This window comes from Desulfosarcina sp. BuS5 (genome assembly GCF_028752835.1).
Lineage (GTDB): Bacteria > Desulfobacterota > Desulfobacteria > Desulfobacterales > BuS5 > BuS5.
The window spans coordinates 1,517,650-1,543,555 of record NZ_CP087952.1 but is presented as its reverse complement, the minus strand read 5'-3'; the positions used below and the strand labels follow the sequence as shown (position 1 = coordinate 1,543,555).

Sequence of the window (25,906 nt, the reverse complement as noted above, 5' to 3'; positions counted from 1 at the left end):
CCTGTGATAAAGCGTAAACATACAATTGCTCCTCCCTTCAAAAAAGCTGCAACGCAACATGCTTCCGTACAAAATATACCTTTACAAAACAATATCTTTAGTCTATTTATACCCTTACAAATAAACTAAAAAGGGGACCGCTATGCTGAAAAGATCCGCGTTGCAATATCTCGAAAACTGGAAAGACAAAAAAATAAGAAAACCGCTCGTCATCAGAGGAGCACGTCAGGTGGGCAAATCATATCTTGTTCGCATATTTGCCAAAGAAGCAGGATTAGATCTCATGGAAATCAACCTTGAGCTTAGTGATGATTATGCTGACTGTTTCACCTCAAAAGATCCCAACCAGATTATTACACTGCTTGAGTTAAAAACTTCCCGGAGAATAACGCCCGGCAAGACCCTTCTTTTTCTTGATGAAATCCAGGCCACACCGCAAATTCTGGCATCCCTGCGCTATTTTTATGAATTGATGCCCAGGCTGCATGTCATTGCCGCAGGTTCTCTGCTGGAATTTGTCCTGGAAGAACATACATTTTCAATGCCGGTGGGAAGAATAGAATACCTGCACCTTGGGCCGATGACCTTTAAAGAGTTTCTGACCGGAACCGGCAGAGAGCAACTGAAAGAATTCATTGAGCAGTTCCAGATTCATGATAAATTCCCGTCGGTTATCCATACTGAGCTCATGAAGATGTTCAAGATTTATTGTGCTGTTGGCGGTATGCCGGAAGCTATTCAGGCATATCAGGATAGCGGCTCCATGCTTGATGTGGATACCATTAAGCATTCAATACTTCTCACCTACCGAGATGATTTCAGTAAATATGGTAAACGTGTCAAGCATATCCGACTCCAGAGAGTTTTTCAAAAACTGCCCATGCAGGTGGGACAAAAGCTTAAATACGTCAACCTGGACCGAAACGAAAAAAGTTCCGAACTGAAAAAATCATTGCATCTACTGGCCCTGGCCAGGGTATACGCGCCGGTTTACCATAGCGGGGCAAACGGGGTGCCGTTAAGGGCTGAAAGCAACGAAAAGGTGCAAAAGCCGTTATTCCTGGATGTTGGGCTGCTCACAGCAGCCTGCGGGATGAGCTATGCTGATATTGCAAGCGCGGATAAAGTTAAGCTGGTTAATTCCGGTCCTATCAGTGAGCAGTTTATTGGCCAGCATCTTCTCTACGCCCGGCAATATTATGAAGAGCCGGAACTTTTTTACTGGTGCCGGGAAAAACGGCAGGCATCATCCGAGGTTGATTATGTCCAGGCTTTCCGCAGCATGATCTTTCCGGTGGAGGTGAAGGCGGGAAAAACCGGGACCCTGAAATCTTTGCAGGTATTTATCAAAGAAAAGGGAGTTAAATTGGGAGTCCGCTTCAATGCCGACCTGCCGGCCCTCCATAATGCAAATTTTTCTTTGCCGGGAGCGTCCGGCACATTCAGATTATTCTCTCTTCCCCTTTACATGGTTGAGGAACTGCAAAGAATTCTTGACAGCATGTAACTGTGTTGGGATCTATGGTGGGGTGTCCAAAAACTCAGTTTTGTGGTTACTTTTTTTGCTCAACTTTTGGCCCTATCATGAGTGCGATTAATATCTTGGCACATTGTTGGGGTCATGAAATGCAGCATTAAAATTATCTTCCCCAACCAAATCCCGGCATTCTTTGCACTCCTGCCATATCCCTGAATGGCTGTTATTGTAATGAAAATGGCAGAGACCCTCGTGCTCGTGATGATATTGGCAATAATCTCCACCTTTTATAGATGCAAAAGAAGTGTCACAGCAAATCCATTGGTCACAACATTTTTGTTTTTATTAAAGGAACAGAATCGTTTCCACAAAAGCTACAATGTTTGCCAGGGATTATTTTTGCTTGCAATCTATCGCCGGCTGTTGAGCCGCGAGAATCGCAGGCACTGAATGAAAAAGGCGGTTTTTTTTCATTCAGTGTCGAGAATCGCAGTCGGCTCGAACGCCCTTGATAGGTGGAGCGTGAGCGGAACCTGTCAAGGACGTTCGAGGAACTCGACAGCCGGCGATAAGTTGACCGTGTGCGTAGCGCAGCGGAGCTCACGGTCAACTTATCATATGTCATTCAGGCACCTTCAATATTTTCAGTAAAATTTGCGTAGACCATAACAAAATGCCGTCAATAATTCAAAATTGCTGATTGAAAAAAATTATTATTCCCTATATATTCAAATATTTGTAACCGTTCACGGGCAATAATCGTTTTGAGTTTAAAATTTAATATCTAACCGCAAATTTTTTTAAGAAAAATTTTGCGTTCCAGTGCCTGATGGTTTATAGTGTCAGGAATGGAATCAGTCATAACATATCGGAGGCGATCAGTCACCAGGCAAAATATAGCGACCGTCAGGCGGATTATTGAATCACATCCTGACAAAAGCAGACGCTTCATTTCTCAAGAAGTCTGCAGGGAATGGAACTGGAGACAGTCTAATGGTGTTCTTAAAGATATGATCTGCCGAAGCCTGCTGCTTCTTTTGGAATCAAAGGGTTTTATTAAACTGCCTGCCCGAAAATGTACCCCTCCCAACCCTCTTGCAAAGCGAAAAAAAACATCCTGGGTAATAGTCGATAAAACTCCTGTTCATTGTTCTGTCGAAGACCTGTTTCCTATAAAACTTGACCAGGTTCGCAGAACTTCTTTTGAGAAGATATTCAATGGTCTTGTAAGTGAGTACCATTATCTTGGTTATACTCAACCAGTTGGGGAGCATCTCAAATATATTGCATTTTCTCATAATCGCCCTATTGCGTGTTTGGCATGGGGGTCAGCGCCATGGTATATTGGAGCACGAGATCGTTTCATTGGCTGGAGCAAAAAGATTAGAGAGAACAATCTTCATCTAATCGCCAACAATCTCCGTTTTTTGATCCTGCCATGGGTTCAAGTCCCTTGTTTGGCATCATATTTATTGGCATTGAACCGTCATCGCTTGTTACAAGATTGGAAAACTTTATATCATCATCCGGTTTATCTGCTTGAAACCTTTGTTGACACAGAGCGCTACCGCGGTACCTGTTATAAAGCGGATAATTGGATCTGTGTGGGGCAGACAACCGGTCAGGGCAAGCTCAGCAAATCAAAGCAACCACTACTTTCCAAAAAGGCTGTTTATGTTTATCCCTTGACTAAAAACTTTCGCAGGGAGTTATGTCATGACGCATGATGAAGCATTGGCTTTGTATAATGCCGGGCTGAAAGTTACGGTCAAAATCCTGTGTGATTTAAGCAATACTATTGAATTTCAGGAAGAGCAGATAAAGGCTTTGGAGGTCAAGGTTGCCAAGCTTTCAAAAAACTCATCTAATTCCAGCAAACGCCCTTCTTCTGATGAGATCACAAAGCCAAAAAATCAAAAAGAAGGAAATCGTAAGATCGGAGGCCAACCCGGACATGAGAGGCATCTTCGTACTCCCTTCACCGAGGATGAGATAAACAAAACTCATCCATACATACTAACTGTTTGCCCTGTATGCGATGGGGAAGTTCATATAATTGATGCGCCTCCTCGTATTATCCAACAAATGGAACTGCCGGAGCTGCCGATAATCAAAGAAGAACATCGTTCGTATCCGGTATGGTGCGAGAAATGTCAGCAAATTCATTACATGCCTTTTCCTGCTAATATAGTCAAGGAAGGGCTCTTCAAAGAGCGCTTGACAGCCTTGGTTGCCTATATGAAAAATGTCTGTCATGCATCGTTTTCCACAATCAGAAAATTTATCCGAGACGTCCTTGGAGAAAATGTTTCCCGTGGATATCTGCGAAAAGTAATTGAAAAAGTAAGTCAGTCCCTGGAAGCGCCATACAGTGAATTGCTCAATCGTTTACCTTTCGAGGAAGCAGTAAATGTCGATGAAACCGGCCATAAGGAAAACAAAGACAAGTTTTGGACATGGGTTTTCAAGGCTGAAATGTATGTGCTGTTCAAAATCGACAAGTCCCGTGGATCAAAAATTTTAATTGATGTTTTGGGTAAAGAGTTCAACTCCAGGTAGGAGCATCGGTTACCCGACGCCCCCCCTACAGACCCGTACGTGAAGATTTCCCTCATACGGTTCCTCGGTTCAAATCCTTTTTACCGGATTATCAACCAAACAGGCGACACCCCGTTTGGCGTATAACTTTGCAGCCCTTACGGCATCAAATATTATGGACTATTCTGGGTAATGGCAGTGGGTATGTTGTGCGCAAGTCCTCGAACATTACTTCGCCCTTGTGACTTCTTCGGCTTAACCATCGACGCCATGCTTTCTCAGTATATTCAAACACAACTTCCAGCACTTTGTAGTTACTTATTACTCCAAAGTACTGGTAAAAACCTCGCAGTTTACTGCAAAGAATCTCATACTGCTCGGCCATTGGCTTATGACGGTTATCCTTGCACCATATCCATATTCTCTTCATAAAACGGCTTGAACGCTTTCTTGCCGTCTTTTTCTTTATTACCATGTACCCTTTTAATGATTTTGACCAGTAAAATGTAAACCCTAAAAAATCAAACGTCCCGTTTCCCTTTCCGCTAATGCGTTTGGAAAATCGAATCAGTTTTGTCTTTTCCGGGTGAAGTGACAGCTCGAACTGTTCGAACCGCCTGGGTAATACATCCATGACACGCAATGCGTCTTTTTCATACTCGAACCCGAGGATGAAATCATCCGCCCAGCGTATGATGGAGCATCTCCCTTTCATCCGGGGGATCACTTCTTTCACGTACCAGTCATCTAAAACATAATGAAGAAAGATATTACTGAGCACAGGGGAAATTACTCCTCCCTGTGGAGTGCCCGTTTCAGAGTACGTCAGGTTGCCTTCCTCCATTACGCCTGCATTCAACCACTTCCCTATCAGGCGAATCATTCCGCCGTCACTTACTCTCCGACGTATCATGTCTTTAAGTAACTCGTGATTAATATTGTCAAATAGTCCTGTAATATCTGCGCTTACTATCCAGCTGATATTCTGCTTCAAGCATTGCTCACGTAAATCTTTGATTGCCATGTGTTGGCTCCGACCTTTTCTGAATGCATGGGAAAAATTGTAAAAATTCCTGTCAAATATGACATTCAATATGGCTGCTGCTGCTTTCTGGACAATTTTATCCTCAAGTACAGGTATGCCAATTGGACGCTTTTTCCCTCCTTCCTTGTCTATCCAGATACGCTTTACAGGAGACGCAACGTACTGTCCTCTCCGCAGTCGTTCATACAGATTATAGAGGTTTTGATCAAGATTTTCGGCATACTCCTTTGCCGTAACCTTGTCCACTCCTGCAGATTTGCTTTTCCGAATTTTACGAAAGGATTGTTTCAGTAAATCAAAGTCTATCCGATGGACTACTGATGTAAATACCAGTTCAGGATTACTTTGAGCAAGCAGCTCGATTTTGATAAGGGATGACCCACCTGTTAACACCGGTGGTTGTCCCCATTCTATCGGTCTGGAATTGCAAGCGACCGTTCTTGCAATTTCTCGGCTTTTTGTTGATATGGTTTGTGACATCTGTGTATCTCCCATAATTCCTGCCAAAAAAACGTTATACCCTGCTTCACCTTCCCTGCAGTGGGTCGCTTGGGCATCACTTCCCCACCTTTCCGATCAAGATAGTTCAATTCTTAATCATCGGTACTATGATCTGCTAAGACTTCCGAATGTTTATCTCAGGTTCGTTCGCTCTTCGCTATCCTCCCCTGATACCTTGTATCGCCCATCTTTTAATGTTTGTGTTTCTGCCAATGGCAGACTCGTTGCAAGGCGGGACATTCCTATGCAACGCCGGGATTTCGCTTGCGCTGGATTTCCTGTTACCGTTCTTTTTACCCAAGGAAACATCCGGGTCTCCCAAGTTCCCGAGCTACCCCTTTGAGTACATGCCCTGGTCTAAGACCCCGGTGGTGTCCTGAATACTTGCCTTAGCATATTCAGGACTGCTGCCTTCCGCTGTCTCCAAAGCGTCGGCTTTTTCCTGCAAGCAGGATTATCACAATGACCACAACCATACATTTTTCGGGGCTCAATACAGAGCCTGCAATCTTGCTCCGTCCAGCTCCAGACTCCCGTTACCGGGTTTACCTGTGGACTTCGCTACTGACCTGCTGGTTAGTCTTTAGTCAGGTGGGACTATCTTAACATCAATGCCAGAGCAAGCCCTGCAGAGATGAAGGAAACAAACCGTTTCCCGAGCACCCACTTGGTAACAATATCGAGTTTCAAAGACCTTGTGTCTTATCCCAACGATTCGGATTTATCTTGGCACGAGGAGTACTGGGTTGTGATTATTTTTCGGCGTATCAGCAAGTATATGAAGGATTTTAACGTTACTATACAGTTTTGTATCGCCCACTTGATTCGGGACATCCGGTTTTTAACAACTTTGCCAGATAAAGAAACAAAAGCATATGGCGAAAAACTTCTGGATGAAGTCCGAAATATGTTCAAGGTTATTCATGATCGTGACAATATAATCCCGGAAGACTTCACCAATGCTCTTGAAAAGGCTAAGGCAAGAATTATTACAGCAGCCTTGGAGGATGTTCCGAGTCGACTGAATAAAGACGGTAAAGAAGAAAAACGGGAAGCCAAAAATATGGCCAACCGATTCCGCAAGCATGGTAAAGAATATTTTGAATTTATCACAACTCCCGAAATAGGCCCTACCAACAATGTGGCAGAACAGGCAATCCGATTTATCGTAATAGATCGTTACGTAACTCACGGTACACGCAGTATCAAAGGACGAAAAAGTTGCGAACGGTTATGGACTGTAATTGCAACATGCGCATTACAAGGCCGATCAGCATTCAATTTTATATTGGAAGCAGTTAAGGCGTACTTCAAGAATGATCCCGCCCCATCCCTTATACCTGATACCTCATAGTGAATTTACGATAGGAATCCCTCGGAATCAGTCTATTAAAAAACCTGGAGTTGATTTGACATTCCGCCACTGCGTGATCGACTGGCCACTGATTTCGAATATTCCGTGTATATTTCGCAGAGGACAATCATAGGTGATGCGCTTATTCTTACACTGATCATGAAATGAGAACGAGATTTCCTAAGTAGTGATCAAATGCAAGAATTTCTTTTTTTGTCTCTTTATAATCCAACATCCTCATCAAAGATGAATCGGTAGGCGTAGTAGTATATCCCTAAAATTTTTTCATCCTTGAAGACAGCGATACTATATACCGTTTATTCATAGGCCCAACCATTTCCTGCCATTCCAATATTTAAAGGGGGCATTTATACCCGTGAACGGTTACCGAGAATGTTTCTTTCCTCCTCCGGAACCGCCGTGAACGGATTGATCACCATCTGGCTCGACATGCTCAACACTTGTTCATGATCACCAAGGACGAACACGGTGCCGAGTGGTTTGCCCTCCTTGCCTTCCACTGCCAACTCTAAAACTATCGTTAACAACTGGGGTGTCCAAATCGACAGACATAGTTGCTCAAAAATGGACCCAAGAAAATTGCTTGCAAGGCTCATTCTAGTAAAGCTTTTAAGCAAAATTTAAGGGGTCCAAAAAGTGAGGAAAAACTGATATTGGTATGTTTCAAAAGGCCTTTATACTGTTTAAAGTAAAATATCATTTAAGCCAATAAAATTAAATACATACAACATTTTCAATAGTTGACCGAACGTCTATTTTTTTCAACAATAATATAAATATAACTCGTTGTTTTCATTTAATTTTTTTATAAATAAGTACCATATCCCGTTAATTTTTTGTGAAATTTGTCTAAAAAATATTATCAAATCAACATGTTACCTTTTTAGACACCCCAGTTAACAACCGTTCAAATACCTCCGGTTTTTCCATTTGATCAGCAATATCCAAGCTGCTTGAAGAAAAGAGCTCGAATTCTCTTTCAAGATCGAGAACTGACAAGTTGTCCAAAATGCCGTACTCGGGAGATCCGGACAAGCAGACAATACGTTCCTTGCGATGGATCAAGGCTTGAGATATGGCGATCATGGCGGCAACCTTGACCTGACTGTGGCGGTTGAGCTTCATATAAGGAACTTGGATAATCCTGTTATTGTCGCATTTAAGCATCTTCAATTCTTCCAGAACATTCTTGTCTCGTGCTGCCAAGATGCATTGACTTTCCTGAAGCAAAGATTCTAAGTTATCCTTAGATTTAATTTCATCCACATACACCAGCACCGCGTTGGCTCCGATTTCCTCAGCCACCTGTTGGGCGTGACGAATCATGGACGAGTTTATTTCGTCCATCGAAGCGCTTTTCAATCCACGCTCTGCATTTTTCCTATGCTTCTTATCTTTCGAATTGATCGCCTTAGCCATCTCTTTAGTCCCAAATCAGGTTAGATATCCAACCAAATATCTGCTTCATTGCCGAAGCCTTTCGCACAAACTTGTTTCCGATAGTCGGAATAAGAGGAGGGTATCCCGTCTCCTGTAATGGTGAATATTAACGATGTAGATTTTTCCTTGGGTTGCAAGATGAGGTTTAGCGTCAACTCGTTTTCTTTTCCACAATGTCCACATCTGAATGCCTGTTTGTATTTCATCTGCAATCTCCTATCCATCAACAAACCAGTTTTCCTTCTTAATACCAAATCCCACCAAAACGCCATCTGGGGTTTTTTCGAATCGGGACCGGTGCCGTAGTAAAAGGGAAGGTGCCGTTTCCAAACGCATTCTCCTTGTCCAATGGCTCAAGTTTACCAGGTGAAAGGGCCAAAAGGCGATCAAGCCGCTCCTTGGTTTGGGGGTGGGTTCGCAAAATGGAGGGCTGTCTCTCGCGATACCCAGGGAAAAGCATACGTGTCAGCCATCCCCCTTGATAGCGTTCCATCTTGGCCAGCGCCGAGGCCAGACCTTCCGGATCGCCTGTCAGCAAGGCGGCGTCCAAATCCGCATCGAATTCACGTGTGCGGGAAAGCGCCAATTGAAGTAGTACAACCAGTGTCGGTGCAAAGATCAGCACCAGAATGCCGACCCAGGAGACATGATGGCCCGATGCCAATAAAAGCGGCAGATTTAAAAACAGTAAAAATTGTCCGGACATCGAAAAGAAAGACGTTACCCGGCTGATGGTGTCCGACAGATTCATGATCCATAAGTCGTTATTTTTAAGGTGGGCGACCTCGTGAGCCATAACGGCATTCACCTCACGCATGCTCAGCGTGTTCAGCAAACCGTCCGTTAGGGCGATGGCGGCGTCATCGCGGCTGCCGGTGGTAAAAGCGTTGAGCATTTTTGTCGGCACGTAATAAATAACCGGGAGCCTCGGCAGACCCGCCCGTTGGGTAAGTTCCTGCAACGCGGTATACAGATCCGGCGCCTGGTGTGGGATCAGGGGCTTGGCGGCGTACCAACGCAAGATGACCTTCGGTGACAGGTGTGGGCTAATGATCATGCTTATGACGGTGATAATAACGGCCCAGCGTATTCCCGAAGGACCTGCGAAAATCCAGCCCAGCAGGCCCAGCAGCAATGCCATGCCGGCCAAAAGCATCAGCGAGTGCAACCAGTTGACGATTTTGTGCTTCAATGTATTTATTTGGTAAAAATCATCATGCATATATAAATTCCCAATCCGAAAATTTTTCCCGTTGTCAACAGCGGTTCGATTTCATTGCACTGTTATTCCAGTTTAAATTTTTCCATCCGCAGTTTTGAGATCCGTTTCCCCTGTTGTACCAGGTTTTCCATTTTATCGAATGCATTTCGGTATACCTCAATAACTTCCCAAAAATATTCGTAAAGTGGATCGTCTTTGCCTATCGATTTTGCAATTTCATGCATCAATTCTTGGGACTGCTCAAAATGTTGGGCGATTTGGGTCAGCGCCATTTCACGATTTTTCTGCTGGCTGCACTCCTTTAAAAGGATGGGCAAGAGACGCTGGATGGCATACTCGACCAGGTCATCCCTCGATGCCTCCACCTTACTTAATAAATCTTCAAGAGATGACAGGGACTTTTTGCTGATCACAAACGTCTTTTGGATTCGACTTTTCTTTTCGACATTTTCTCGTGGATTTGAATGGGCAATGGCGATCAGAGAATCAGAATCCTCCAGTAGGTAATCAAACAAGGATTTCTGCTTGAGCCCCAAACGACCCGAAAGAATACTGAGCGCCTCGATGAACTCCGGCGAAATTCGAAAGGTTGCACGGACTGATTTTTGCTCCATCAGCTCTGAAGCGTCTTTCAGGAGTAAAGAACGATTGCTTCTCGACTTGGTGTTCTCGGACATCCTGAACCCCTCAAAGGAAAATAATTGACTAATAAAAGGTAAAGTAATAATATGAATTATTACAATACTTGTCAATTTCAATATCACCACCTGTTTTAGCAGGCCCACCTTATCATATTGCGATAATTTGAAGAATGCTTGCTTTGCATGCGGCAACCCACATTAAAAAAATAATATCTGATTCCTATGTGTATAATTTGCAGGATAACATTTAATAAATTGATATTTTTGTAAATTCTTAGTTTTTGATATGCCTGCGACCTTTTTTAGGACTAAGCGCACAAAAAACAAGCGCCGATTCATTACATAACGCCATAAATTAAAAAAGTAATGTTATTATTGTTCAGCAATTCTAATTATGGCATATTTTTATCTATATATAGATTATGAAGCATAGCGTTGCTACAATATGATGTGCCACAACCTTCCAAAATTAGAATTGCTGATTATTGTTGACAAAAATTGAACATGCCATAATTTTTAGAAAACACAATCCACCCGAAGGAGGGAACGAACTATGGCTAAAGCAATCGGAATAGACTTGGGAACGACCAATTCGGTCGTCGCAGTTTGGGAAGGTGACAAATCGGCGGTGATCCCCAACAGTGAGGGATCTCGCACCACACCATCGGTCGTGGCGTACACTGAAGATGGACAGCGACTGGTGGGCAAAATAGCCCAGCGGCAGGCGGTGATGAATCCGGATTCGACCATCTACTCGGCCAAGCGGTTTGTCGGCCGCAGGTGGGGCGAGGTGGATGAAGAGTCTAAAATCGTATCCTACAAAGTGGTTAAAGACAGCAGCGATGCGGTCCGTTTTGACGTACGCGGTAAAAAGGTCGCCCCGGAGGAAGTCTCCGCCCAAGTGCTGCGCAAACTGGTAACCGACGCCTCCAGCCACTTGGGAGAGAAGGTCACCGAGGCGGTCATCACCGTCCCGGCTTACTTCAATGACGCCCAGCGCCAGGCCACCAAGACCGCCGGCGAAATCGCGGGACTCAAAGTGTTGCGCATCATCAATGAACCCACGGCGGCGGCGTTGGCATACGGGCTCGAAAAGAAGAAAAATGAAACTGTGCTGGTATTCGACCTTGGCGGCGGTACGTTCGACGTATCGGTTCTGGATGTGGGCGACGGCGTGTGTGAGGTTCGCTCCACCTCCGGCGATACCCATCTTGGCGGCGATGACTTTGACAAACGCATCGTGGACTGGGTGGCCGACGAATTCAAGAAAGAAAACGGTATTGACCTGCGCAAGGATCGGCAGGCCCTTCAACGTTTGTATGAGGCTGCGGAAAAGGCCAAGTGCGAGCTTTCCTCGGCGGTGGAGACGGAAATCAACCTGCCGTTTATCACGGCGGATGCGACCGGTCCCAAACACCTGACCCAGAAGATCACACGAGCAAAGTTTGAGAGTTTGATCCACGATCTGGTTCAACGATGCATGAAACCCATCGAGCAAGCATTGGCGGACGCAAAACTGACGGCCAATGACATCGACGAACTGATTCTGGTGGGTGGGTCCACCCGCGTACCGGCTGTTCAGGAGTTGGTCAAGAAGCTTACCGGTGGAAAGCAGCCCAACATGAGCGTGAATCCCGACGAAGTGGTTGCCGTTGGGGCCGCCATACAGGCTGCGGTCATCAAGGGCGAGATGGAGGATGTAGTCCTGCTGGATGTTACCCCGTTGTCCCTGGGTGTCGAGACCCTTGGCGGCGTAATGACCAAGCTGATCGATCGCAACACCACCATCCCCTGCCGGCGGGAAGAGGTCTTTTCCACCGCCGACGACAACCAGACCGCGGTGGATATCGTCGTCCTGCAGGGTGAACGCGAAATGGCGTCGGACAACCGCGTGCTGGGACGTTTCCGCCTCGAAGACATCGCCCCTGCGCCGCGTGGTGTTGCCCAGATCAAAGTGTCTTTTGATATCGACGCCAACGGCATTCTCAATGTGACCGCCAAGGACGAAACTACGGGTAAATCCCAGACCGTGACCATCACTGAATCAACCAATCTGGACAAAAATGAAGCGGATCGCATGGTCAGGGAGGCCGAGCAGCATGCCGCCTCAGACAAACAGCGGCGTGAAACCATCGATGCCCGAAACAAAACCGACAGCCTGGCCAATCAGCTGGAGCGGTTGATGGCCGATATGGGTGACAAGGTGCCGGTGCATGAAAGATCACGGTGCGAACAGCTCGTCTCCGATGCCAGGGAAGCGGTTAAAAACGAAAATACAGACAAGCAGCGTTACATCCAGATCGCCAGCGACCTGCAGCAGGCGTTGAGCATGGTCGGAGCAGCGGCATATCAACAGCAAGGCAGCGCTGCCGGGCAGCCTTCAGAAGGCGGCGGCCGGGCTGACGGTGCAAGTAGCGATGATGATGTGGTGGATGCCGAATTCACCGAGCGAAGCTGATTTTAAAGCTATTGCAGCCGCCCCATAGCGAGGCAGCCGCAATAGAATATTACTCGACTTTACCTTGAGGCAGACGTAGTCGCACTGCATTGGTTCCATTCAGCGGCCGTTAGTGGCCGCGCACTGTAAACAACTATCAAGCAAACCCGAGGTATAAAAGGGAACTATGGCCGTTCAATATAAAGACTACTATGAAATCCTGGGCATTTCCCGCGACGCATCCAAGGACGAGATCCAGCGCACCTATCGCAAGCTGGCGCGTAAATTTCATCCGGATTTGAACAAGGAGGCTGGCTCCGAAGAAAAATTCAAGGAGATCAACGAGGCCTATGAGGTTCTCAAGGATCCGGCCAAGCGGGGAAAATACGACCAGTTCGGCAGCAATTGGCAGCAGGGAGACAATTTTCAGCCACCACCGGGTTGGCAACACCGGTCGAATTCTAGCCAGGGGCAACAGGGCCCCGAGGAGACCTTTTTCTGGAGTTCGGACGGTGGAGAGTACAGCGACTTTTTTGAAGCGCTTTTCGGCGGCCGGTTCCATGAAAATGTTCAGGGCGCCCAAGGCGGCCGGCCCTTTTCAATCAATCGTCGCGGCAGCGATCACGAGGCGGTGTTGCGCATACCCCTGGAAGAGGCGTTTGGCGGTGGCACCAAAACCATCACCATGCAATCCACCGGGCCGGGAATGGATGGAAGCCCATCCAGCCGGGAAAAACGTTATGATGTGAAAATTCCGCCGGGAATCATGTCTGGGCAGAAAATCCGCCTTTCGGGCCAGGGCGGCAAGGGAAGCGGCAGCGGCGGCAGCGGGGACCTGTATCTCAAGGTTGAAATCGAACCGCATCCCAGATTCCGTCTGGAAGGACATGATCTATACACCGAGCTGGCCATTACCCCATGGGAGGCGGCCTTGGGAGCGCAAATCGATGTCCAAACACTGGATGAAACGGTTACCCTTAAGGTCCCTGCAGGTACCCAAAGCGGGCAGAAACTAAGACTCCGCGCCAAGGGCATGCCCAACCCCAAGGGGCGGCGAGGCGATCTTTATGTGGTGATGAAAATCAAGGTTCCGAAAAAATTATCCAAAAAGGAACGGCAACTGTTCGAGGAATTGAGCAAGGTATCATCCTTCAATCCGAGGTAGTGTCGTTTTGAGGGAATCGGAAAAACTAAAAAACAGGTTCCAAGGAGTACAAACGTCCATGAAAAGACGAGCAAATCTACCGGTTCTGGTGAAACACACCGGACCTGATCACTCTTATCTGAGAATCGGTGAGGTGGCCGTGCGCTGCCGAACACATCCGGGCCTGGTCCATCGATTTGTGCGACTGGGCTTGGTTGATCCGATCGATACGAGCGGAACGCCGGAACAATGGCTTTTTGAAAGCGAGGCGGTACCGTTGATCGCCAAAATCATCCGCCTGCGAAATGCACTGGGAGTCAACTATGCCGGTGTTGGTGTCGTTCTTGAACTGTTGGAACGTATCAATATGCTGGAAAACCGTATCCGCGAGTTGGAACGGGGGCTGTAACCCGGCTGTATGACATGACCGTTTTGAAACAGCTTCGTGTGGTTTCGTACTTTTACAATAGGAGGTGAATGATGAGTTTTGATAATTTGGTTGGAAGTCAAGACAGCGGCAATGCAATGCCTTTCTGCTCGCTGGCCGGTAATTGGTGGTTGTTCGTCTTGCGCGGGGCGCTGTCTCTGATTTTTGCGGTTCTGGCCTTCTTGATGCCGACCGGTGCGTTACTGGCATTCACGTTGGTATTCGGCGTCTTTTCGCTTGTCGATGGCGCCTTCGGCCTCATATCAGCAGTGCGCAATATCCGGAAGGATGAGCGCTGGGGTTGGCTTGCCTTCAGCGGCGTTCTTGGCATTCTGGCCGGAATCCTGGTGATCGTCTGGCCACTGGTTGCCACCTTGGTGATTGCCACCTTCATGTGGGCCAGCGTCGCAATCTGGTCGATCTTCACCGGAGTTTTGGAGATTTCGGCGGTCGTTCGCCTGCGCAAGGAAATCAAAGGTGAATTCTGGTTGGCTCTAAGCGGTGCACTTTCGGTCGCTCTCGGGGCTTTCGTGTTTTGGATGTTCCTGACGCGACCAGTTGAATCCTTTCTTGCCGCCGGGTGGCTTATTGGCGCGTATGCCCTGTTTTCCGGCATCGTACTCACGATGCTGGGGCTGAAATTGCGCAAGTGAAACAAAGCAACTGGGTCTGGAGGCGCGACGCCGAACCAGGCCGTGGCATAGTATCAAGTGGTTTCTTGTTAATGCACAGAGAGAATGAAGGATGCAAGGATCGATGGATACAACTATTCGGGAATTAAAACAGCTTTGTCCCGAAAAATTGACAACCGCCGAATCAGCGGTTGAAATGATCAAGAACGGCAGCCGCATCTTCATCGGTTCAGGCTGCGGCGAACCGCAACGGCTGGTCAAGGCCATGGCATGCAATCATCGCATCCAGGATGCCATGATCTACCAGATGTATGCCTTTTCACTCGCGGACCATATAGACGATGCGGATTTTTGGAGGCGGTTTTCCCTAAAGCTTTTCTTTGTCAGCGACTTGATGCGCCAGGCAGCCTTTGAAGGCAAAGTGGATTATATCCCGGCCTATCTTTCCGAAATCCCGCATTTATTCGATATCAAGCAGATCGGGCTGGAGATTGCCTTGATTCAAATCAGTCCCGTTGACCGGTTCGGCTTCGGTAGTCTAGGTGTGTCCGTGGATGTCACCAAAGCGGCGATCGCGAACGCTGATTTGGTTATCGCCCAGGTGAACCCCCATATGCCATCCACGTGGGGGGACAGCTTTGTCCATGTCGATGAAATTGATTATCTGGTTCCCTATCAGGAACCCTGGTGGAATCGCTTCCCCGGATGCCCGATGAAACCGTTGTTGAAAGAATCGGCCACTACGTATCGGAACTGGTTGATGACGGAGCGACGTTGCAAGTCGGATTCGGGCATCTGCCCTACTTCATTCTCCGGCATTTCGATAACAAAAAAAATCTTGGGATCCATACCCAGATGATCACTGATGCCTTTATTCCGCTGTTTGAAAAAGGGGTTGTCACGAACAAAAACAAGAGTTTTCTACCGGGCCGGGCGGTGGCCACGCTTTGCATGGGGACGAAAAAGATTTATGACTACATCGACAAAAATCCCCGGTTTTATTTTCGGTCAGCCGATTTTGTAAACGACCCGCTTGTCATCGCGCGAAACGACAAATTAATTTCCATTAGCTCCGCTCTTGAAGTGGACCTTTCCGGCCAGGTCTGTTCGGATTCCATCGACAAATTGTTTTACAGCGGGTCGGGTGACCAGGCCAATTTTATTCGCGGTGCGGCCATGTCCAAGGGTGGGTTTTCAATCATCGCCCTGCCTTCGACCACCAAAGGGGAGACCCAATCGCGCATTGTGCCCTATCTCAGCAAAGGAGCGGACACGTCGACCTTGAGAGCGGACGTGGATTTCGTCGTAACCGAGTACGGCATCGCGCAACTTCGGGGTAAAAGCATTTTCCAAAGGGCCGTGGAGTTGACCCAGATCGCCCATCCCAAATTCAGGACCGGTCTCATCGAAACCGCGAAAAGGCACCATTTGGTGTTTCCGGATCAGCTGCCACCTCCCGCTATGGATTTGCTGTTCATCGAAAAATACAAAAGCCGGGTGAAGCTGAAAAGCGGCCAATCCCTTTCGGTCCGGCCGCTTCTGCCATCCGATGAAATCGCCTATCGCAACTTTTTTTACAAACTCAAGGAAGAGACTGTTTATTTGCGTTTTTTCAGCAAGATTAAAATCTTTTCCCACCAAATGGCGCAAGCCCACTGGGCGGAACTGGATTACCGCAAAAACATTACGCTGGTTGGCCTTGTTCGCAACAAGGGAAACAAGGAAATCGTGGCCATCGGCACCTATATGGAATCCGAGGAGAACCGGGCGGAAGTTGCCTTTGTGGTGCGGGAGGATTTCCAGTGGCAAGGCATTGCATCATTTCTGCTGGATGAATTGGAAAAACTTGCCATTGAAAACGACTTTCAAGGATTTGCCGCATACATCTTGGCCGACAACAAAGCTATGCTGCACGTTTTAAACAAACGCTATCCTGATGCTAAAAAAAGCCATGAGAATGGAAGTGTTTTTCTCGTCATGGATTTCAACAAGAAAGCCCTTTCATAACAGTTTTAATAATGGAGGAATGACACAATGGATTTAAACAAATTTACCGTAAAATGCCAACAGGCCCTTCAAGAAGCCCAGACCAAGGCCGTCAATTTCAACCACCAGGAGGTTGACGGCGAGCATTTGATCCTGGCCCTTGTGGAACAATCGGATGGATTGGTGCCGCGGCTGCTGGAACGTATGGAGGTTCCGGCAGACGCATTCAGGGAAAAGCTCGTGCAAGCGCTTGAGAAAAAGCCGCGCATCAGCGGGTCGGGCACGGAACCGGGCAAGGTGTACATCACCCAGCGGCTGAACAAACTGTTGGCGCAGGCCCAGGCCGAAGCCAAAAAACTCAAGGACGAGTATGTCTCGGTCGAACATATCCTGCTGGCCTTTATCGATGAAGGCGGCCAAACCCCGACGGGAAATATTCTTCGTGAATTCAACATCACCCGCGATCTGCTGCTGCAAACACTCACTGCCATCCGCGGACATCAGCGCGTGACTAGCGCCGACCCCGAAGGAACCTACGAGGCGCTGCAAAAATACGGCCGTGACCTGGTGGAAGAGGCCCGGTCCGGCAAACTCGATCCGGTCATTGGGCGTGACAATGAGATCCGGCGGGTGATCCGGATTCTTTCGCGCAAAACCAAAAACAACCCGGTCCTGATCGGTGATCCCGGCGTTGGTAAAACTGCCATCGTCGAGGGGTTGGCCCACCGCATCGTGCGCCAGGACGTGCCAGAAGGGCTGAAAGATAAAACTATTTTTTCCCTGGATATGGGCGCCCTGGTGGCCGGCGCCAAGTATCGCGGCGAGTTCGAGGAGCGGCTGAAGGCTGTCTTGCAGGAGGTCAAGGAGTCTGACGGGAAAATCCTGCTTTTCATCGACGAGCTGCATACCATCGTGGGAGCGGGCAAGACGGAGGGCTCCATGGATGCCGGCAACATGCTCAAGCCCATGCTTGCCCGGGGTGAGCTGCACTGCATTGGCGCCACCACCCTGGACGAATACCGCAAGTACATCGAAAAGGATAAGGCCTTGGAGCGCCGTTTTCAACCGGTCGTGGTCGGCGAGCCTTCTGTTGAAGACACCATTTCGATTTTGCGGGGACTCAAGGAGCGCTACGAGGTTCATCACGGTGTAAAGATCCAGGACGGCGCCCTGGTCACGGCGGCGGTATTATCAAACCGGTACGTCACAGACCGGTTTTTGCCGGACAAGGCCATCGACCTGATCGATGAAGCCTGCGCAATGATCCGTACTGAAATCGATTCCATGCCCACGGAACTGGATGAGGTGTCGCGCCGGATCATGCAGCTGGAGATTGAAGAGGCGGCCTTAAAAAAAGAAAAAGACAAGGCGAGCAAGGAACGCTTGAAAAACCTTCAAAAAGAGCTAGCCGAACTTCGAACGGAAGCTGACGCCAAACGTGCCCAGTGGGAATCTGAAAAACAGGCCATTAAAAAGGTGCAGGCTATTCGGGAAGAGCTGGAAAAGATCCGGCATGACATCGAAGTCGCCGAACGGGACTATGACCTTAATCGTGCGGCGGAATTGCGGCACGGCAAACTGCCCGAGCTTGAACGACGGTTAAAGAGCGAAGAAGAGATGCTGACCAAAAAGCAGACCGCTGAACGTCTGCTGCGCGAGGAGGTCACCGAAGATGAGATCGCTGAAATCATTTCCCGCTGGACCGGCATCCCTGTCACTCGGCTGATGGAAGGCGAGCGCCAAAAAATATTGCGGCTCGACGAAGTGCTGCACGAACGCGTTATCGGTCAGGACGAAGCCGTCCAGCTGGTGGCCGATGCCGTTATCCGGGCCCGTTCCGGCATCAAGGACCCGAGGCGACCCATCGGCACCTTTATTTTCCTTGGCCCTACGGGAGTCGGAAAAACAGAGCTGGCCAAAACGCTGGCCGAGGCCCTGTTTGATTCCGAGGAAAACATGGTGCGCATCGACATGAGCGAATACATGGAAAAGCACACGGTCGCCCGATTGATCGGTGCCCCTCCCGGATATGTCGGTTTTGAGGAAGGCGGGCAGTTGACCGAAGCTGTTCGGCGCAAACCCTACGCCGTGATTTTATTCGACGAGATTGAAAAGGCCCATCACGATGTGTTCAACGTGCTGCTCCAGATTTTTGACGACGGCCGGCTGACCGACGGCCAGGGCCGAACCGTGGATTTCAAAAACACCGTCATCATCCTGACCAGCAATATCGGTTCGCACCATCTGTTGGAGGGAATCGACAGGGACGGACAACTGAGCGAGGCTGTTAAAAACCAGGTCATGGGCGAGTTGCGCCAGCACTTCCGCCCTGAATTTCTCAACCGGGTGGACGATATCGTTCTTTTCAAACCGCTGACCCTTGACGAAGTCGAACAGATTGTGGCCCTGCTGACACAAGATCTGTCCAGGCGGTTGGCGGAGCGACAGATCAACATCGAAATCAGCGATGCCGCGCGGCATTTCATCGCCGAGACGGGCTACGACCCGGTGTATGGCGCCAGGCCGCTTCGGCGATTTATTCAAAGGGAGCTGGAGACCCGCATCGGCCGTGCCCTGATCGCTGGGGAAGTGTCGGATGGCGCTACCCTGCGTGTGGATCTGAATGACGGCGAATTGGGTATCACCCATGAGAGTTGACAGCGGAGGAGAGCACGGTAGTCGCATAAACCCGGCAATACGAAATCCGATACGCGATCCTCACAGCCCGATACTGGTAAAAGGGTACAATTCATGGCCGAAATAAACGCATCCGGTGTGCTCCAGGCCTTGTGTATGCTGTCGTGGCTCGCCAGCGCGAACCTCGACATTCGTAGTTTCCGGCTCAATTTCGAATTGAGTACTTTTGTGCACAGTACCGGATTAAACCGTGATATTGAGGCTTGGCTCGACAGGTTGCTGTCTGACGCCGCAGAGGTTGTGGCCGATGATTTTAAGCAGCTGCCGCCTGGAACACGGCTGGTGAACGCGGCGGCGCACTTGTTAAGCCCGCTGTTTTGACCAACCGTCTACAATCTTTCTTTTAGCTTCATTACCTTTTCGTCTCTACTGACCAGTTATGGGCTTTGATTCTCCTATTTTTCGGAAATCGGCAACTCAATATTTTGTCTCCATTTTTCCGATAATAATTATTTTATACTAATATTACTGATACTTATAATGCTAAGATGATTTTGCCAAGCCTCTTGACACAGAAATATTAAGCATTACTTTTTTGTCAAAAGGCTATTTATAATGTTAACATTCAACGATAGGAGGTGCACAATGAACATTAAAAAATGGATTCCCTGGAATTGGTTCAAGAAGGAAGAAGAAGATGCTGGCAAAATGGTGCCGGTGAAACGCGAAAACGCCAAAGATCAAGGCGGCGTGCCGGCTCATCCACTGCAGCAGTTTCATCATGAGATCGACCGGCTTTTCGATCAGGCATTCCGCGGGTTCGGGCTGTCCTCTTTCGGTTTTGACCAGCCTCTGTTTCCGCGACTGGCTGACGGCATCCTGAAGCCCACCCTGGATTTAGGCGCCACTGACAATGAGTACAAAATTACCGTTGAGATACCCGGTGTGGATGAAAAGGATGTCAAGTTGGAGATCGTTAACGACACCCTGACCATCAGAGGCGAAAAAAAACAGGAAAAGGAGCAGAAGGAAAAGAACTACTACCGGATGGAGCGCTCCTACGGCTCGTTTCAGCGGGTGCTTTCCCTTCCGGAGGACGCGGATCAGGACAAAATCAATGCCTCCTTTAAAAAAGGTGTGTTGACAGTGACCATGCCGAGAAAGGCGCTTCCGAAATCGGATGTAAAACAAATCGAGGTTAAAACTACCTAAAGCTTCACAACGATTTTATGAATAATTACAACTTCATACAAAAGTAGGAAACAGTCATGCTTACAAGAAATCTATTTGGTTTACCGTCAATAGGCTGGCGAAATCCGTTTGCGGATCTGGAGAACCTGACCCGCCGGATGGATCTGCTGACCAATACTCTCTCCGGGCGACCCGGAGCAAGAATCCTGACGCCGAAAGTATGCTTGTTCGCCCCTGACAGTGAAGCTGATGCAGAGGGCCTGCGACGGGGTATTGAGCTGACCTTGGGTAAGCTGGCTGCGGTGCTTGCGGATTTCGGCGTTGAAATCATCGACCCACAGGGGCAACCATTTGATCCGGAACGGCACGAGGCCGTTATGACGCTGAAAAGCAGCGAGCTTCCTGTCAATGTTGTGGCCCAAGTCCATCAGAAGGGATGCCTGCTCAACGGGCGGCTGATCCGGCCGGCACGCGTTGCGGTGACGACAGCCTCATAATTTTCTCTATCCAAGAATTGAGGCGTATAAAGACTTTTCCATCTTGGCCGATGACTTCATTTTGTGCAAGCACTGAGGCGGAGTGACGCATCCATGCCCGGGACAAGGGGGATCAAATGAAACTGAGTTTTACATTTGTAAAGAGTGATCCAGTCGATCAAAAACATATCGAGACGACGCTCGAAAACCGGGTTAATCGTCACATTGTACCTCGTTTGACGGGTATCGGGCTAGAACGCAGCGAAATAGCCGCCGTTATCAGAAAGCGGGGTGATGGCCGAGATGCTTATCGAATCAAACTTCGCATGCATGTGCCGCCAAAAACGATCCTGGTATCGGAAAGCAGTGCAGAAAATCTGGAGATAGCCATTGACGGGGCAGTCAAGGCACTTCTCAGAAAGGTTAATAATCACACTGATCGTGTGCGCCGACAGGAGTCCCATAAACGCCAGACGCGCCTGTCGCGTCTTGAAAACTATAGGGCGCATCGAAATACGCTGCCGACCGGTGGCGTCAATGATGCATCCGCACTCACTGATACACTTTTGCCTAATCTCGAACGTGCGGTGAAAAGGGAACTTGCCTTCCTGCATAGTCAGGGTGATTTGCCCCCCGATTACCCCACGGTGCAGGATGTCGTGGGCGAAGTCGTGGCAGCTGTAATCGCTGATTGGGAAGCAGGCATGGACAGCCATGCGGCGTACCTGCGCATGCTCAAGGAAATGCATAGGGTGCTTGACAAAGAAGTGCAGGCAAGCAGGACCTTCGGTGAAATGGTTCCCTTGGAGGAGCCGGTGTTGCTTGATCCTGCGGATCAAACCGAAAGCATGGCCGGTGAAGAATTTTATGAATTCTGGCAGCCGGATGAACTGCTGCGCATCGAAGATGTGATTGCCGGCGAGGCCTCAGAAACCCCTGCTGCAAGCGCGCGTGACGATCAAAAGGTAGGGTATACGCTTCGCTTGTTAAAGGATCTGCCCATCGCCTGGCGCCGTGCTTTGATGCTGCATGAGTTTGAGGATATCGCTGAGGAAGAAATGACAAGCATCTTGGATGTCGATCTGCCCACCGTTACGGCCCGGATCAGCAAGGCCAATCATTATGTTCGAGAAAGACTGCTGGAGGCGGGATTTGAAGCTCAGACCGGTGACCTGCTTTCAGATTTCAGGAACGGGGGACCCGAATGATTCGGTGGATTATTATCATTCTTTTTTCCGTATAATATTGCTTTTTTCAACCTGCTGCGGGCGCGTATGCACAGGAAGAACCGAAAACAGCGCCTTCTGCTCTGAATGGTGCCACCGCGGTGTTGGACGCCTCGAATCGTTCGGCTACACAGCATTCTATCGAGATAGACAATAAAAAAATAAAATACACGGCCACTGCAGCTTCAATCACAGTCCAAAATGAACAGTCAGAACCGGTCGGTCGGATATTTTACATATCTTATTGTGTCCAACAAAAGGGCCAGGATAAGCGGCCGCTTACGTTTGTATTTAACGGCGGTCCGGGTGCGGCATCCGCATACCTTCATATTGGGGCGATGGGGCCGCAACGTGTTGTTTTCAATGAAGACGGCACTGTGCCGCCAATGCCGGCACGTATTGTGGAAAATCCGAAAAGCTGGTTGGCATTCACCGATCTGGTTTTTGTCGATCCTATCGGGACAGGGTACAGTCGTGAGATTAAACAAGACAAAAGCACCCCTGAGAAAAAAACCGAACGTAAACGATAGATCTTTCCGGCAATCCATCAGGTCGCGCCAAAGCTTGGGGCGTGGAGGAAGATATCGACTCACTGGCCCGGTTTATTCGCGCATACCTAACACAGTCCAGGTAGGAGCATCGGTTACCCGACGCCCCCCCTACAGACCCGTACGTGAAGATTTCCCTCATACGGTTCCTCGGTTCAAATCCTTTTTACCGGATTATCAACCAAACAGGCGACACCCCGTTTGGCGTATAACTTTGCAGCCCTTACGGCATCAAATATTATGGACTATTCTGGGTAATGGCAGTGGGTATGTTGTGCGCAAGTCCTCGAACATTACTTCGCCCTTGTGACTTCTTCGGCTTAACCATCGACGCCATGCTTTCTCAGTATATTCAAACACAACTTCCAGCACTTTGTAGTTACTTATTACTCCAAAGTACTGGTAAAAACCTCGCAGTTTACTGCAAAGAATCTCATACTGCTCGGCCATTGGCTTATGACGGTTATCCTTGCACCATATCCATATTCTCTTCATAAAACGGCTTGAACGCTTTCTTGCCGTCTTTTTCTTTATTACCATGTACCCTTTTAATGATTTTGACCCAGTAGTGTCCGGTTAGGTTTTTGCATGTTATATGGGATAAAAAAATTAGAAAAATGTTCATTTTTTACTTGACAAACCAAATAAAAATTTTTTATCGTTTTGTTATAAAATATAATTATAACAAGGAGTTAAGACAAAAATGGACATATTCAATATCCCAAAAAAGAATTTTAATCCCCAATCTCATGCTCGATTTCTCAAACCTTTGCAAAAGATTTTTCCTGACACGCCACAGCTTAAATCCCGAGGTCACAGGCCATTGAAAATGACTTTTGAAGATCAGCTTCACGCACTGATATTTTTCCATCTACAAGAACATGAATCAGCTCGTGATCTTATTCAACACCTTAAAGAAGACGATTTTGCCAAAGAATGTGTCGCTCCAGATGGAGGGATCAGTCGTAGCAGTTTTTCCGAAATTATCAATTCTCGAGGGCTTGAACAGCTTGAATATGTTTTTCAAGCTCTTTGCAGCCAGGCACAAAATGCTTTACCATCAAATTATTCAGATCTCGGTGAACTCGTTTCCATTGATGGATCTTTAATTGATGCAGTTCTGTCCATGTACTGGGCTGATTACAGAAAAGGCGCTAAAAAAGCAAAAGGCCATTTCGGCTTTGATGTCAATCGCAAGATTCCTATAAAAATTCATCTGACAAATGGAAATGGCGCTGAACGCCCCTTTGTCAGGTCTATCCTTACAAAAGGCCAAACAGGAATCATGGATCGGGGGTATCAATCACATAAGGATTTTGATCTTCTTCAGGATGAAAAAAAACATTTTGTTTGCCGCATCAAAGCGAAAACAACAAGAACTATTATCAAAGAGCAGCCTGTTGATCCCGACAGCTATATTTTTTATGATGCTGTGGTTCTTCTTGGCACTCCTGGGGTAAACCAGACCAGAAAGCCGGTTCGACTGGTTGGTTATAAAATTGCCGGTGTCAAATATTTTGTGGCAACTGATCGTTATGATCTTACAGCCGAGCAGGTTGCAACCGTTTATAAGCTTAGATGGGATATCGAAACTTTTTTCAAATGGTGGAAGAAACATTTAAAAGTGTACCACTTGATTGCTCACAGTAGATATGGCCTGATGGTTCAAATCCTTGCGGGGTTAATAACCTACCTGCTTATGGCCATATACTGCCATGAACAGTTTAATGAACCTGTATCAATAAAGAGGATTCGTCAGCTTAGAAATACCATCCAGAACGAATTACGTACTGACGAAAAAAACGTATGGTCTAATAATCTGATTATCAAAGAGCAAATGCTATATGCAAAAACTTAACCGGACACTACTGATTTTGACCAGTAAAATGTAAACCCTAAAAAATCAAACGTCCCGTTTCCCTTTCCGCTAATGCGTTTGGAAAATCGAATCAGTTTTGTCTTTTCCGGGTGAAGTGACAGCTCGAACTGTTCGAACCGCCTGGGTAATACATCCATGACACGCAATGCGTCTTTTTCATACTCGAACCCGAGGATGAAATCATCCGCCCAGCGTATGATGGAGCATCTCCCTTTCATCCGGGGGATCACTTCTTTCACGTACCAGTCATCTAAAACATAATGAAGAAAGATATTACTGAGCACAGGGGAAATTACTCCTCCCTGTGGAGTGCCCGTTTCAGAGTACGTCAGGTTGCCTTCCTCCATTACGCCTGCATTCAACCACTTCCCTATCAGGCGAATCATTCCGCCGTCACTTACTCTCCGACGTATCATGTCTTTAAGTAACTCGTGATTAATATTGTCAAATAGTCCTGTAATATCTGCGCTTACTATCCAGCTGATATTCTGCTTCAAGCATTGCTCACGTAAATCTTTGATTGCCATGTGTTGGCTCCGACCTTTTCTGAATGCATGGGAAAAATTGTAAAAATTCCTGTCAAATATGACATTCAATATGGCTGCTGCTGCTTTCTGGACAATTTTATCCTCAAGTACAGGTATGCCAATTGGACGCTTTTTCCCTCCTTCCTTGTCTATCCAGATACGCTTTACAGGAGACGCAACGTACTGTCCTCTCCGCAGTCGTTCATACAGATTATAGAGGTTTTGATCAAGATTTTCGGCATACTCCTTTGCCGTAACCTTGTCCACTCCTGCAGATTTGCTTTTCCGAATTTTACGAAAGGATTGTTTCAGTAAATCAAAGTCTATCCGATGGACTACTGATGTAAATACCAGTTCAGGATTACTTTGAGCAAGCAGCTCGATTTTGATAAGGGATGACCCACCTGTTAACACCGGTGGTTGTCCCCATTCTATCGGTCTGGAATTGCAAGCGACCGTTCTTGCAATTTCTCGGCTTTTTGTTGATATGGTTTGTGACATCTGTGTATCTCCCATAATTCCTGCCAAAAAAACGTTATACCCTGCTTCACCTTCCC

General features: G+C 47.7%; 24 protein-coding genes and 2 pseudogenes. 17 read left to right on the top strand and 9 right to left on the bottom strand.

All coding sequences use genetic code 11. The features are described from left to right. The first annotated feature begins 142 nt into the window (after positions 1–142). The gene (locus BuS5_RS07690; RefSeq protein ID WP_027354702.1) at positions 143–1,507 is read left to right on the top strand and encodes an ATP-binding protein; all 1,365 of its coding nucleotides are present in this window, start codon (positions 143–145) and stop codon (positions 1,505–1,507) included. Positions 1,508–1,802: 295 nt separating this feature from the next. Here BuS5_RS07690 and BuS5_RS07685 read toward each other — a convergent pair whose 3' ends face one another. Next, the gene (locus BuS5_RS07685) at positions 1,803–2,102 is read right to left on the bottom strand and encodes a hypothetical protein (RefSeq protein ID WP_274428135.1); all 300 of its coding nucleotides are present in this window, start codon (positions 2,100–2,102) and stop codon (positions 1,803–1,805) included. A 223-nt stretch (positions 2,103–2,325) separates the two neighbouring features. Here BuS5_RS07685 and BuS5_RS07680 point away from each other — a divergent pair, with 223 nt between their 5' ends. Both BuS5_RS07680 and BuS5_RS07675 read left to right on the top strand, forming a co-directional pair. After that, positions 2,326–3,204 carry a DUF4338 domain-containing protein gene (locus BuS5_RS07680; protein WP_274427795.1) on the top strand — a complete coding sequence of 293 codons (879 nt, stop codon included), beginning with the start codon at positions 2,326–2,328 and terminating at the stop codon, positions 3,202–3,204. Then, positions 3,194–4,027: pseudogene (locus BuS5_RS07675) on the top strand (IS66 family transposase); the annotation flags it as partial. The gene BuS5_RS07680 and the pseudogene BuS5_RS07675, both read left to right, overlap by 11 nt. A 154-nt stretch (positions 4,028–4,181) precedes the next feature. Here the strand turns inward: BuS5_RS07675 and ltrA (BuS5_RS07670) are convergent. Beyond that, positions 4,182–5,555 (bottom strand): group II intron reverse transcriptase/maturase, encoded by a 1,374-nt coding sequence (gene ltrA, locus BuS5_RS07670; protein ID WP_036019348.1) that lies wholly within the window; start codon positions 5,553–5,555, stop codon positions 4,182–4,184. 741 nt (positions 5,556–6,296) lie between these two features. On the opposite strand from ltrA (BuS5_RS07670), the pseudogene BuS5_RS07665 reads away from it, so the two are divergent. Further along, positions 6,297–6,915 (top strand): annotated as a pseudogene (locus BuS5_RS07665) (IS66 family transposase); the annotation flags it as partial. A 368-nt stretch (positions 6,916–7,283) separates the two neighbouring features. Here BuS5_RS07665 and BuS5_RS07660 read toward each other — a convergent pair. From BuS5_RS07660 to BuS5_RS07640, 5 genes are all read right to left on the bottom strand, one after another. Next, the gene (locus BuS5_RS07660) at positions 7,284–7,532 is read right to left on the bottom strand and encodes a hypothetical protein (RefSeq protein ID WP_274428134.1); all 249 of its coding nucleotides are present in this window, start codon (positions 7,530–7,532) and stop codon (positions 7,284–7,286) included. 271 nt (positions 7,533–7,803) lie between these two features. Next, positions 7,804–8,355 (bottom strand): hypothetical protein, encoded by a 552-nt coding sequence (locus BuS5_RS07655; protein ID WP_027354631.1) that lies wholly within the window; start codon positions 8,353–8,355, stop codon positions 7,804–7,806. A gap of 20 nt (positions 8,356–8,375) precedes the next feature. Beyond that, a complete protein-coding gene (locus BuS5_RS07650; protein WP_027354632.1) occupies positions 8,376–8,582 on the bottom strand; it encodes a hypothetical protein in 207 nt (68 codons plus the stop codon). 38 nt (positions 8,583–8,620) lie between these two features. Further along, a complete protein-coding gene (locus BuS5_RS07645) occupies positions 8,621–9,598 on the bottom strand; it encodes a zinc metalloprotease HtpX (RefSeq protein ID WP_027354633.1) in 978 nt (325 codons plus the stop codon). Positions 9,599–9,660: 62 nt separating this feature from the next. Next, positions 9,661–10,275: a hypothetical protein gene (locus BuS5_RS07640; protein WP_027354634.1), complete on the bottom strand. Its 615-nt coding sequence runs from the start codon at positions 10,273–10,275 to the stop codon at positions 9,661–9,663. Between the two features lie 517 nt (positions 10,276–10,792). Here BuS5_RS07640 and dnaK point away from each other — a divergent pair. The 12 genes from dnaK to BuS5_RS07585 all read left to right on the top strand — a co-directional run bounded on the left by dnaK (position 10,793) and on the right by BuS5_RS07585 (position 22,925). Then, a complete protein-coding gene (gene dnaK, locus BuS5_RS07635) occupies positions 10,793–12,697 on the top strand; it encodes a molecular chaperone DnaK (RefSeq protein WP_027354635.1) in 1,905 nt (634 codons plus the stop codon). A gap of 166 nt (positions 12,698–12,863) precedes the next feature. Continuing rightward, a complete protein-coding gene (locus tag BuS5_RS07630) occupies positions 12,864–13,841 on the top strand; it encodes a DnaJ C-terminal domain-containing protein (protein ID WP_027354636.1) in 978 nt (325 codons plus the stop codon). Positions 13,842–13,899: 58 nt separating this feature from the next. Further along, positions 13,900–14,229 (top strand): chaperone modulator CbpM, encoded by a 330-nt coding sequence (locus BuS5_RS07625; protein ID WP_051375039.1) that lies wholly within the window; start codon positions 13,900–13,902, stop codon positions 14,227–14,229. Positions 14,230–14,297: 68 nt separating this feature from the next. Next, the gene (locus tag BuS5_RS07620; RefSeq protein ID WP_274428133.1) at positions 14,298–14,900 is read left to right on the top strand and encodes an HdeD family acid-resistance protein; all 603 of its coding nucleotides are present in this window, start codon (positions 14,298–14,300) and stop codon (positions 14,898–14,900) included. Positions 14,901–15,003: 103 nt separating this feature from the next. Continuing rightward, positions 15,004–15,738, top strand: a complete 735-nt coding sequence (locus tag BuS5_RS20235) for a hypothetical protein (protein ID WP_338000284.1) — start codon at positions 15,004–15,006, stop codon at positions 15,736–15,738. Continuing rightward, on the top strand, positions 15,735–16,886 hold the full coding sequence (locus tag BuS5_RS20230) for a GNAT family N-acetyltransferase (RefSeq protein WP_338000288.1): 1,152 nt from the start codon (positions 15,735–15,737) through the stop codon (positions 16,884–16,886). Before BuS5_RS20235 ends, BuS5_RS20230 begins: the two co-directional genes overlap by 4 nt. Before the next feature lie 27 nt (positions 16,887–16,913). Beyond that, complete coding sequence (clpB, locus tag BuS5_RS07610) at positions 16,914–19,523, top strand: ATP-dependent chaperone ClpB (RefSeq protein ID WP_027354638.1); 2,610 nt, start codon at positions 16,914–16,916, stop codon at positions 19,521–19,523. Between the two features lie 93 nt (positions 19,524–19,616). Next, positions 19,617–19,883: a hypothetical protein gene (locus BuS5_RS07605; RefSeq protein ID WP_027354639.1), complete on the top strand. Its 267-nt coding sequence runs from the start codon at positions 19,617–19,619 to the stop codon at positions 19,881–19,883. 264 nt (positions 19,884–20,147) lie between these two features. Beyond that, complete coding sequence (locus BuS5_RS07600) at positions 20,148–20,714, top strand: Hsp20/alpha crystallin family protein (protein WP_027354640.1); 567 nt, start codon at positions 20,148–20,150, stop codon at positions 20,712–20,714. A 56-nt stretch (positions 20,715–20,770) separates the two neighbouring features. After that, complete coding sequence (locus BuS5_RS07595; RefSeq protein ID WP_051375041.1) at positions 20,771–21,190, top strand: nucleotide exchange factor GrpE; 420 nt, start codon at positions 20,771–20,773, stop codon at positions 21,188–21,190. 116 nt (positions 21,191–21,306) lie between these two features. Continuing rightward, positions 21,307–22,377, top strand: coding sequence for an RNA polymerase sigma factor (locus tag BuS5_RS07590; protein ID WP_027354641.1), 1,071 nt, complete (start codon positions 21,307–21,309; stop codon positions 22,375–22,377). 119 nt (positions 22,378–22,496) lie between these two features. Next, entirely contained in the window at positions 22,497–22,925 is a 429-nt protein-coding gene (locus BuS5_RS07585) for a S10 family serine carboxypeptidase-like protein (RefSeq protein WP_027354642.1), read from the top strand. 249 nt (positions 22,926–23,174) lie between these two features. Here the strand turns inward: BuS5_RS07585 and BuS5_RS07580 are convergent, their stop codons facing one another. Further along, positions 23,175–23,483, bottom strand: a complete 309-nt coding sequence (locus tag BuS5_RS07580; protein WP_274427764.1) for a group II intron maturase-specific domain-containing protein — start codon at positions 23,481–23,483, stop codon at positions 23,175–23,177. A gap of 163 nt (positions 23,484–23,646) precedes the next feature. Between BuS5_RS07580 and BuS5_RS07575 the strand changes: the two genes are divergently transcribed. Beyond that, complete coding sequence (locus tag BuS5_RS07575) at positions 23,647–24,801, top strand: IS4 family transposase (protein WP_036019371.1); 1,155 nt, start codon at positions 23,647–23,649, stop codon at positions 24,799–24,801. Here the strand turns inward: BuS5_RS07575 and ltrA (BuS5_RS07570) are convergent. Continuing rightward, positions 24,798–25,865: a group II intron reverse transcriptase/maturase gene (ltrA, locus tag BuS5_RS07570; RefSeq protein WP_274428132.1), complete on the bottom strand. Its 1,068-nt coding sequence runs from the start codon at positions 25,863–25,865 to the stop codon at positions 24,798–24,800. The genes BuS5_RS07575 and ltrA (BuS5_RS07570) overlap by 4 nt on opposite strands. Between the last annotated feature and the right edge of the window lie 41 nt (positions 25,866–25,906).

Coding starts and splice junctions, on each gene's coding strand:
- BuS5_RS07625 (WP_051375039.1), top strand. CDS start 13,900: ATGAAAAGACGAGCAAATCTACCGGTTCTGGTGAAACACACCGGACCT.
- dnaK (WP_027354635.1), top strand. CDS start 10,793: ATGGCTAAAGCAATCGGAATAGACTTGGGAACGACCAATTCGGTCGTC.
- BuS5_RS20230 (WP_338000288.1), top strand. CDS start 15,735: ATGATCACTGATGCCTTTATTCCGCTGTTTGAAAAAGGGGTTGTCACG.
- BuS5_RS07680 (WP_274427795.1), top strand. CDS start 2,326: ATGGAATCAGTCATAACATATCGGAGGCGATCAGTCACCAGGCAAAAT.
- BuS5_RS07655 (WP_027354631.1), bottom strand. CDS start 8,355: ATGGCTAAGGCGATCAATTCGAAAGATAAGAAGCATAGGAAAAATGCA.
- ltrA (WP_274428132.1), bottom strand. CDS start 25,865: ATGGGAGATACACAGATGTCACAAACCATATCAACAAAAAGCCGAGAA.
- BuS5_RS07605 (WP_027354639.1), top strand. CDS start 19,617: ATGGCCGAAATAAACGCATCCGGTGTGCTCCAGGCCTTGTGTATGCTG.
- BuS5_RS07595 (WP_051375041.1), top strand. CDS start 20,771: ATGCTTACAAGAAATCTATTTGGTTTACCGTCAATAGGCTGGCGAAAT.
- ltrA (WP_036019348.1), bottom strand. CDS start 5,555: ATGGGAGATACACAGATGTCACAAACCATATCAACAAAAAGCCGAGAA.
- BuS5_RS07600 (WP_027354640.1), top strand. CDS start 20,148: ATGAACATTAAAAAATGGATTCCCTGGAATTGGTTCAAGAAGGAAGAA.
- BuS5_RS20235 (WP_338000284.1), top strand. CDS start 15,004: ATGGATACAACTATTCGGGAATTAAAACAGCTTTGTCCCGAAAAATTG.
- BuS5_RS07590 (WP_027354641.1), top strand. CDS start 21,307: ATGAAACTGAGTTTTACATTTGTAAAGAGTGATCCAGTCGATCAAAAA.
- BuS5_RS07575 (WP_036019371.1), top strand. CDS start 23,647: ATGGACATATTCAATATCCCAAAAAAGAATTTTAATCCCCAATCTCAT.
- BuS5_RS07690 (WP_027354702.1), top strand. CDS start 143: ATGCTGAAAAGATCCGCGTTGCAATATCTCGAAAACTGGAAAGACAAA.
- clpB (WP_027354638.1), top strand. CDS start 16,914: ATGGATTTAAACAAATTTACCGTAAAATGCCAACAGGCCCTTCAAGAA.
- BuS5_RS07580 (WP_274427764.1), bottom strand. CDS start 23,483: ATGGTAATAAAGAAAAAGACGGCAAGAAAGCGTTCAAGCCGTTTTATG.
- BuS5_RS07640 (WP_027354634.1), bottom strand. CDS start 10,275: ATGTCCGAGAACACCAAGTCGAGAAGCAATCGTTCTTTACTCCTGAAA.
- BuS5_RS07630 (WP_027354636.1), top strand. CDS start 12,864: ATGGCCGTTCAATATAAAGACTACTATGAAATCCTGGGCATTTCCCGC.
- BuS5_RS07645 (WP_027354633.1), bottom strand. CDS start 9,598: ATGCATGATGATTTTTACCAAATAAATACATTGAAGCACAAAATCGTC.
- BuS5_RS07660 (WP_274428134.1), bottom strand. CDS start 7,532: ATGAGCCTTGCAAGCAATTTTCTTGGGTCCATTTTTGAGCAACTATGT.
- BuS5_RS07650 (WP_027354632.1), bottom strand. CDS start 8,582: ATGAAATACAAACAGGCATTCAGATGTGGACATTGTGGAAAAGAAAAC.
- BuS5_RS07685 (WP_274428135.1), bottom strand. CDS start 2,102: ATGACATATGATAAGTTGACCGTGAGCTCCGCTGCGCTACGCACACGG.
- BuS5_RS07620 (WP_274428133.1), top strand. CDS start 14,298: ATGATGAGTTTTGATAATTTGGTTGGAAGTCAAGACAGCGGCAATGCA.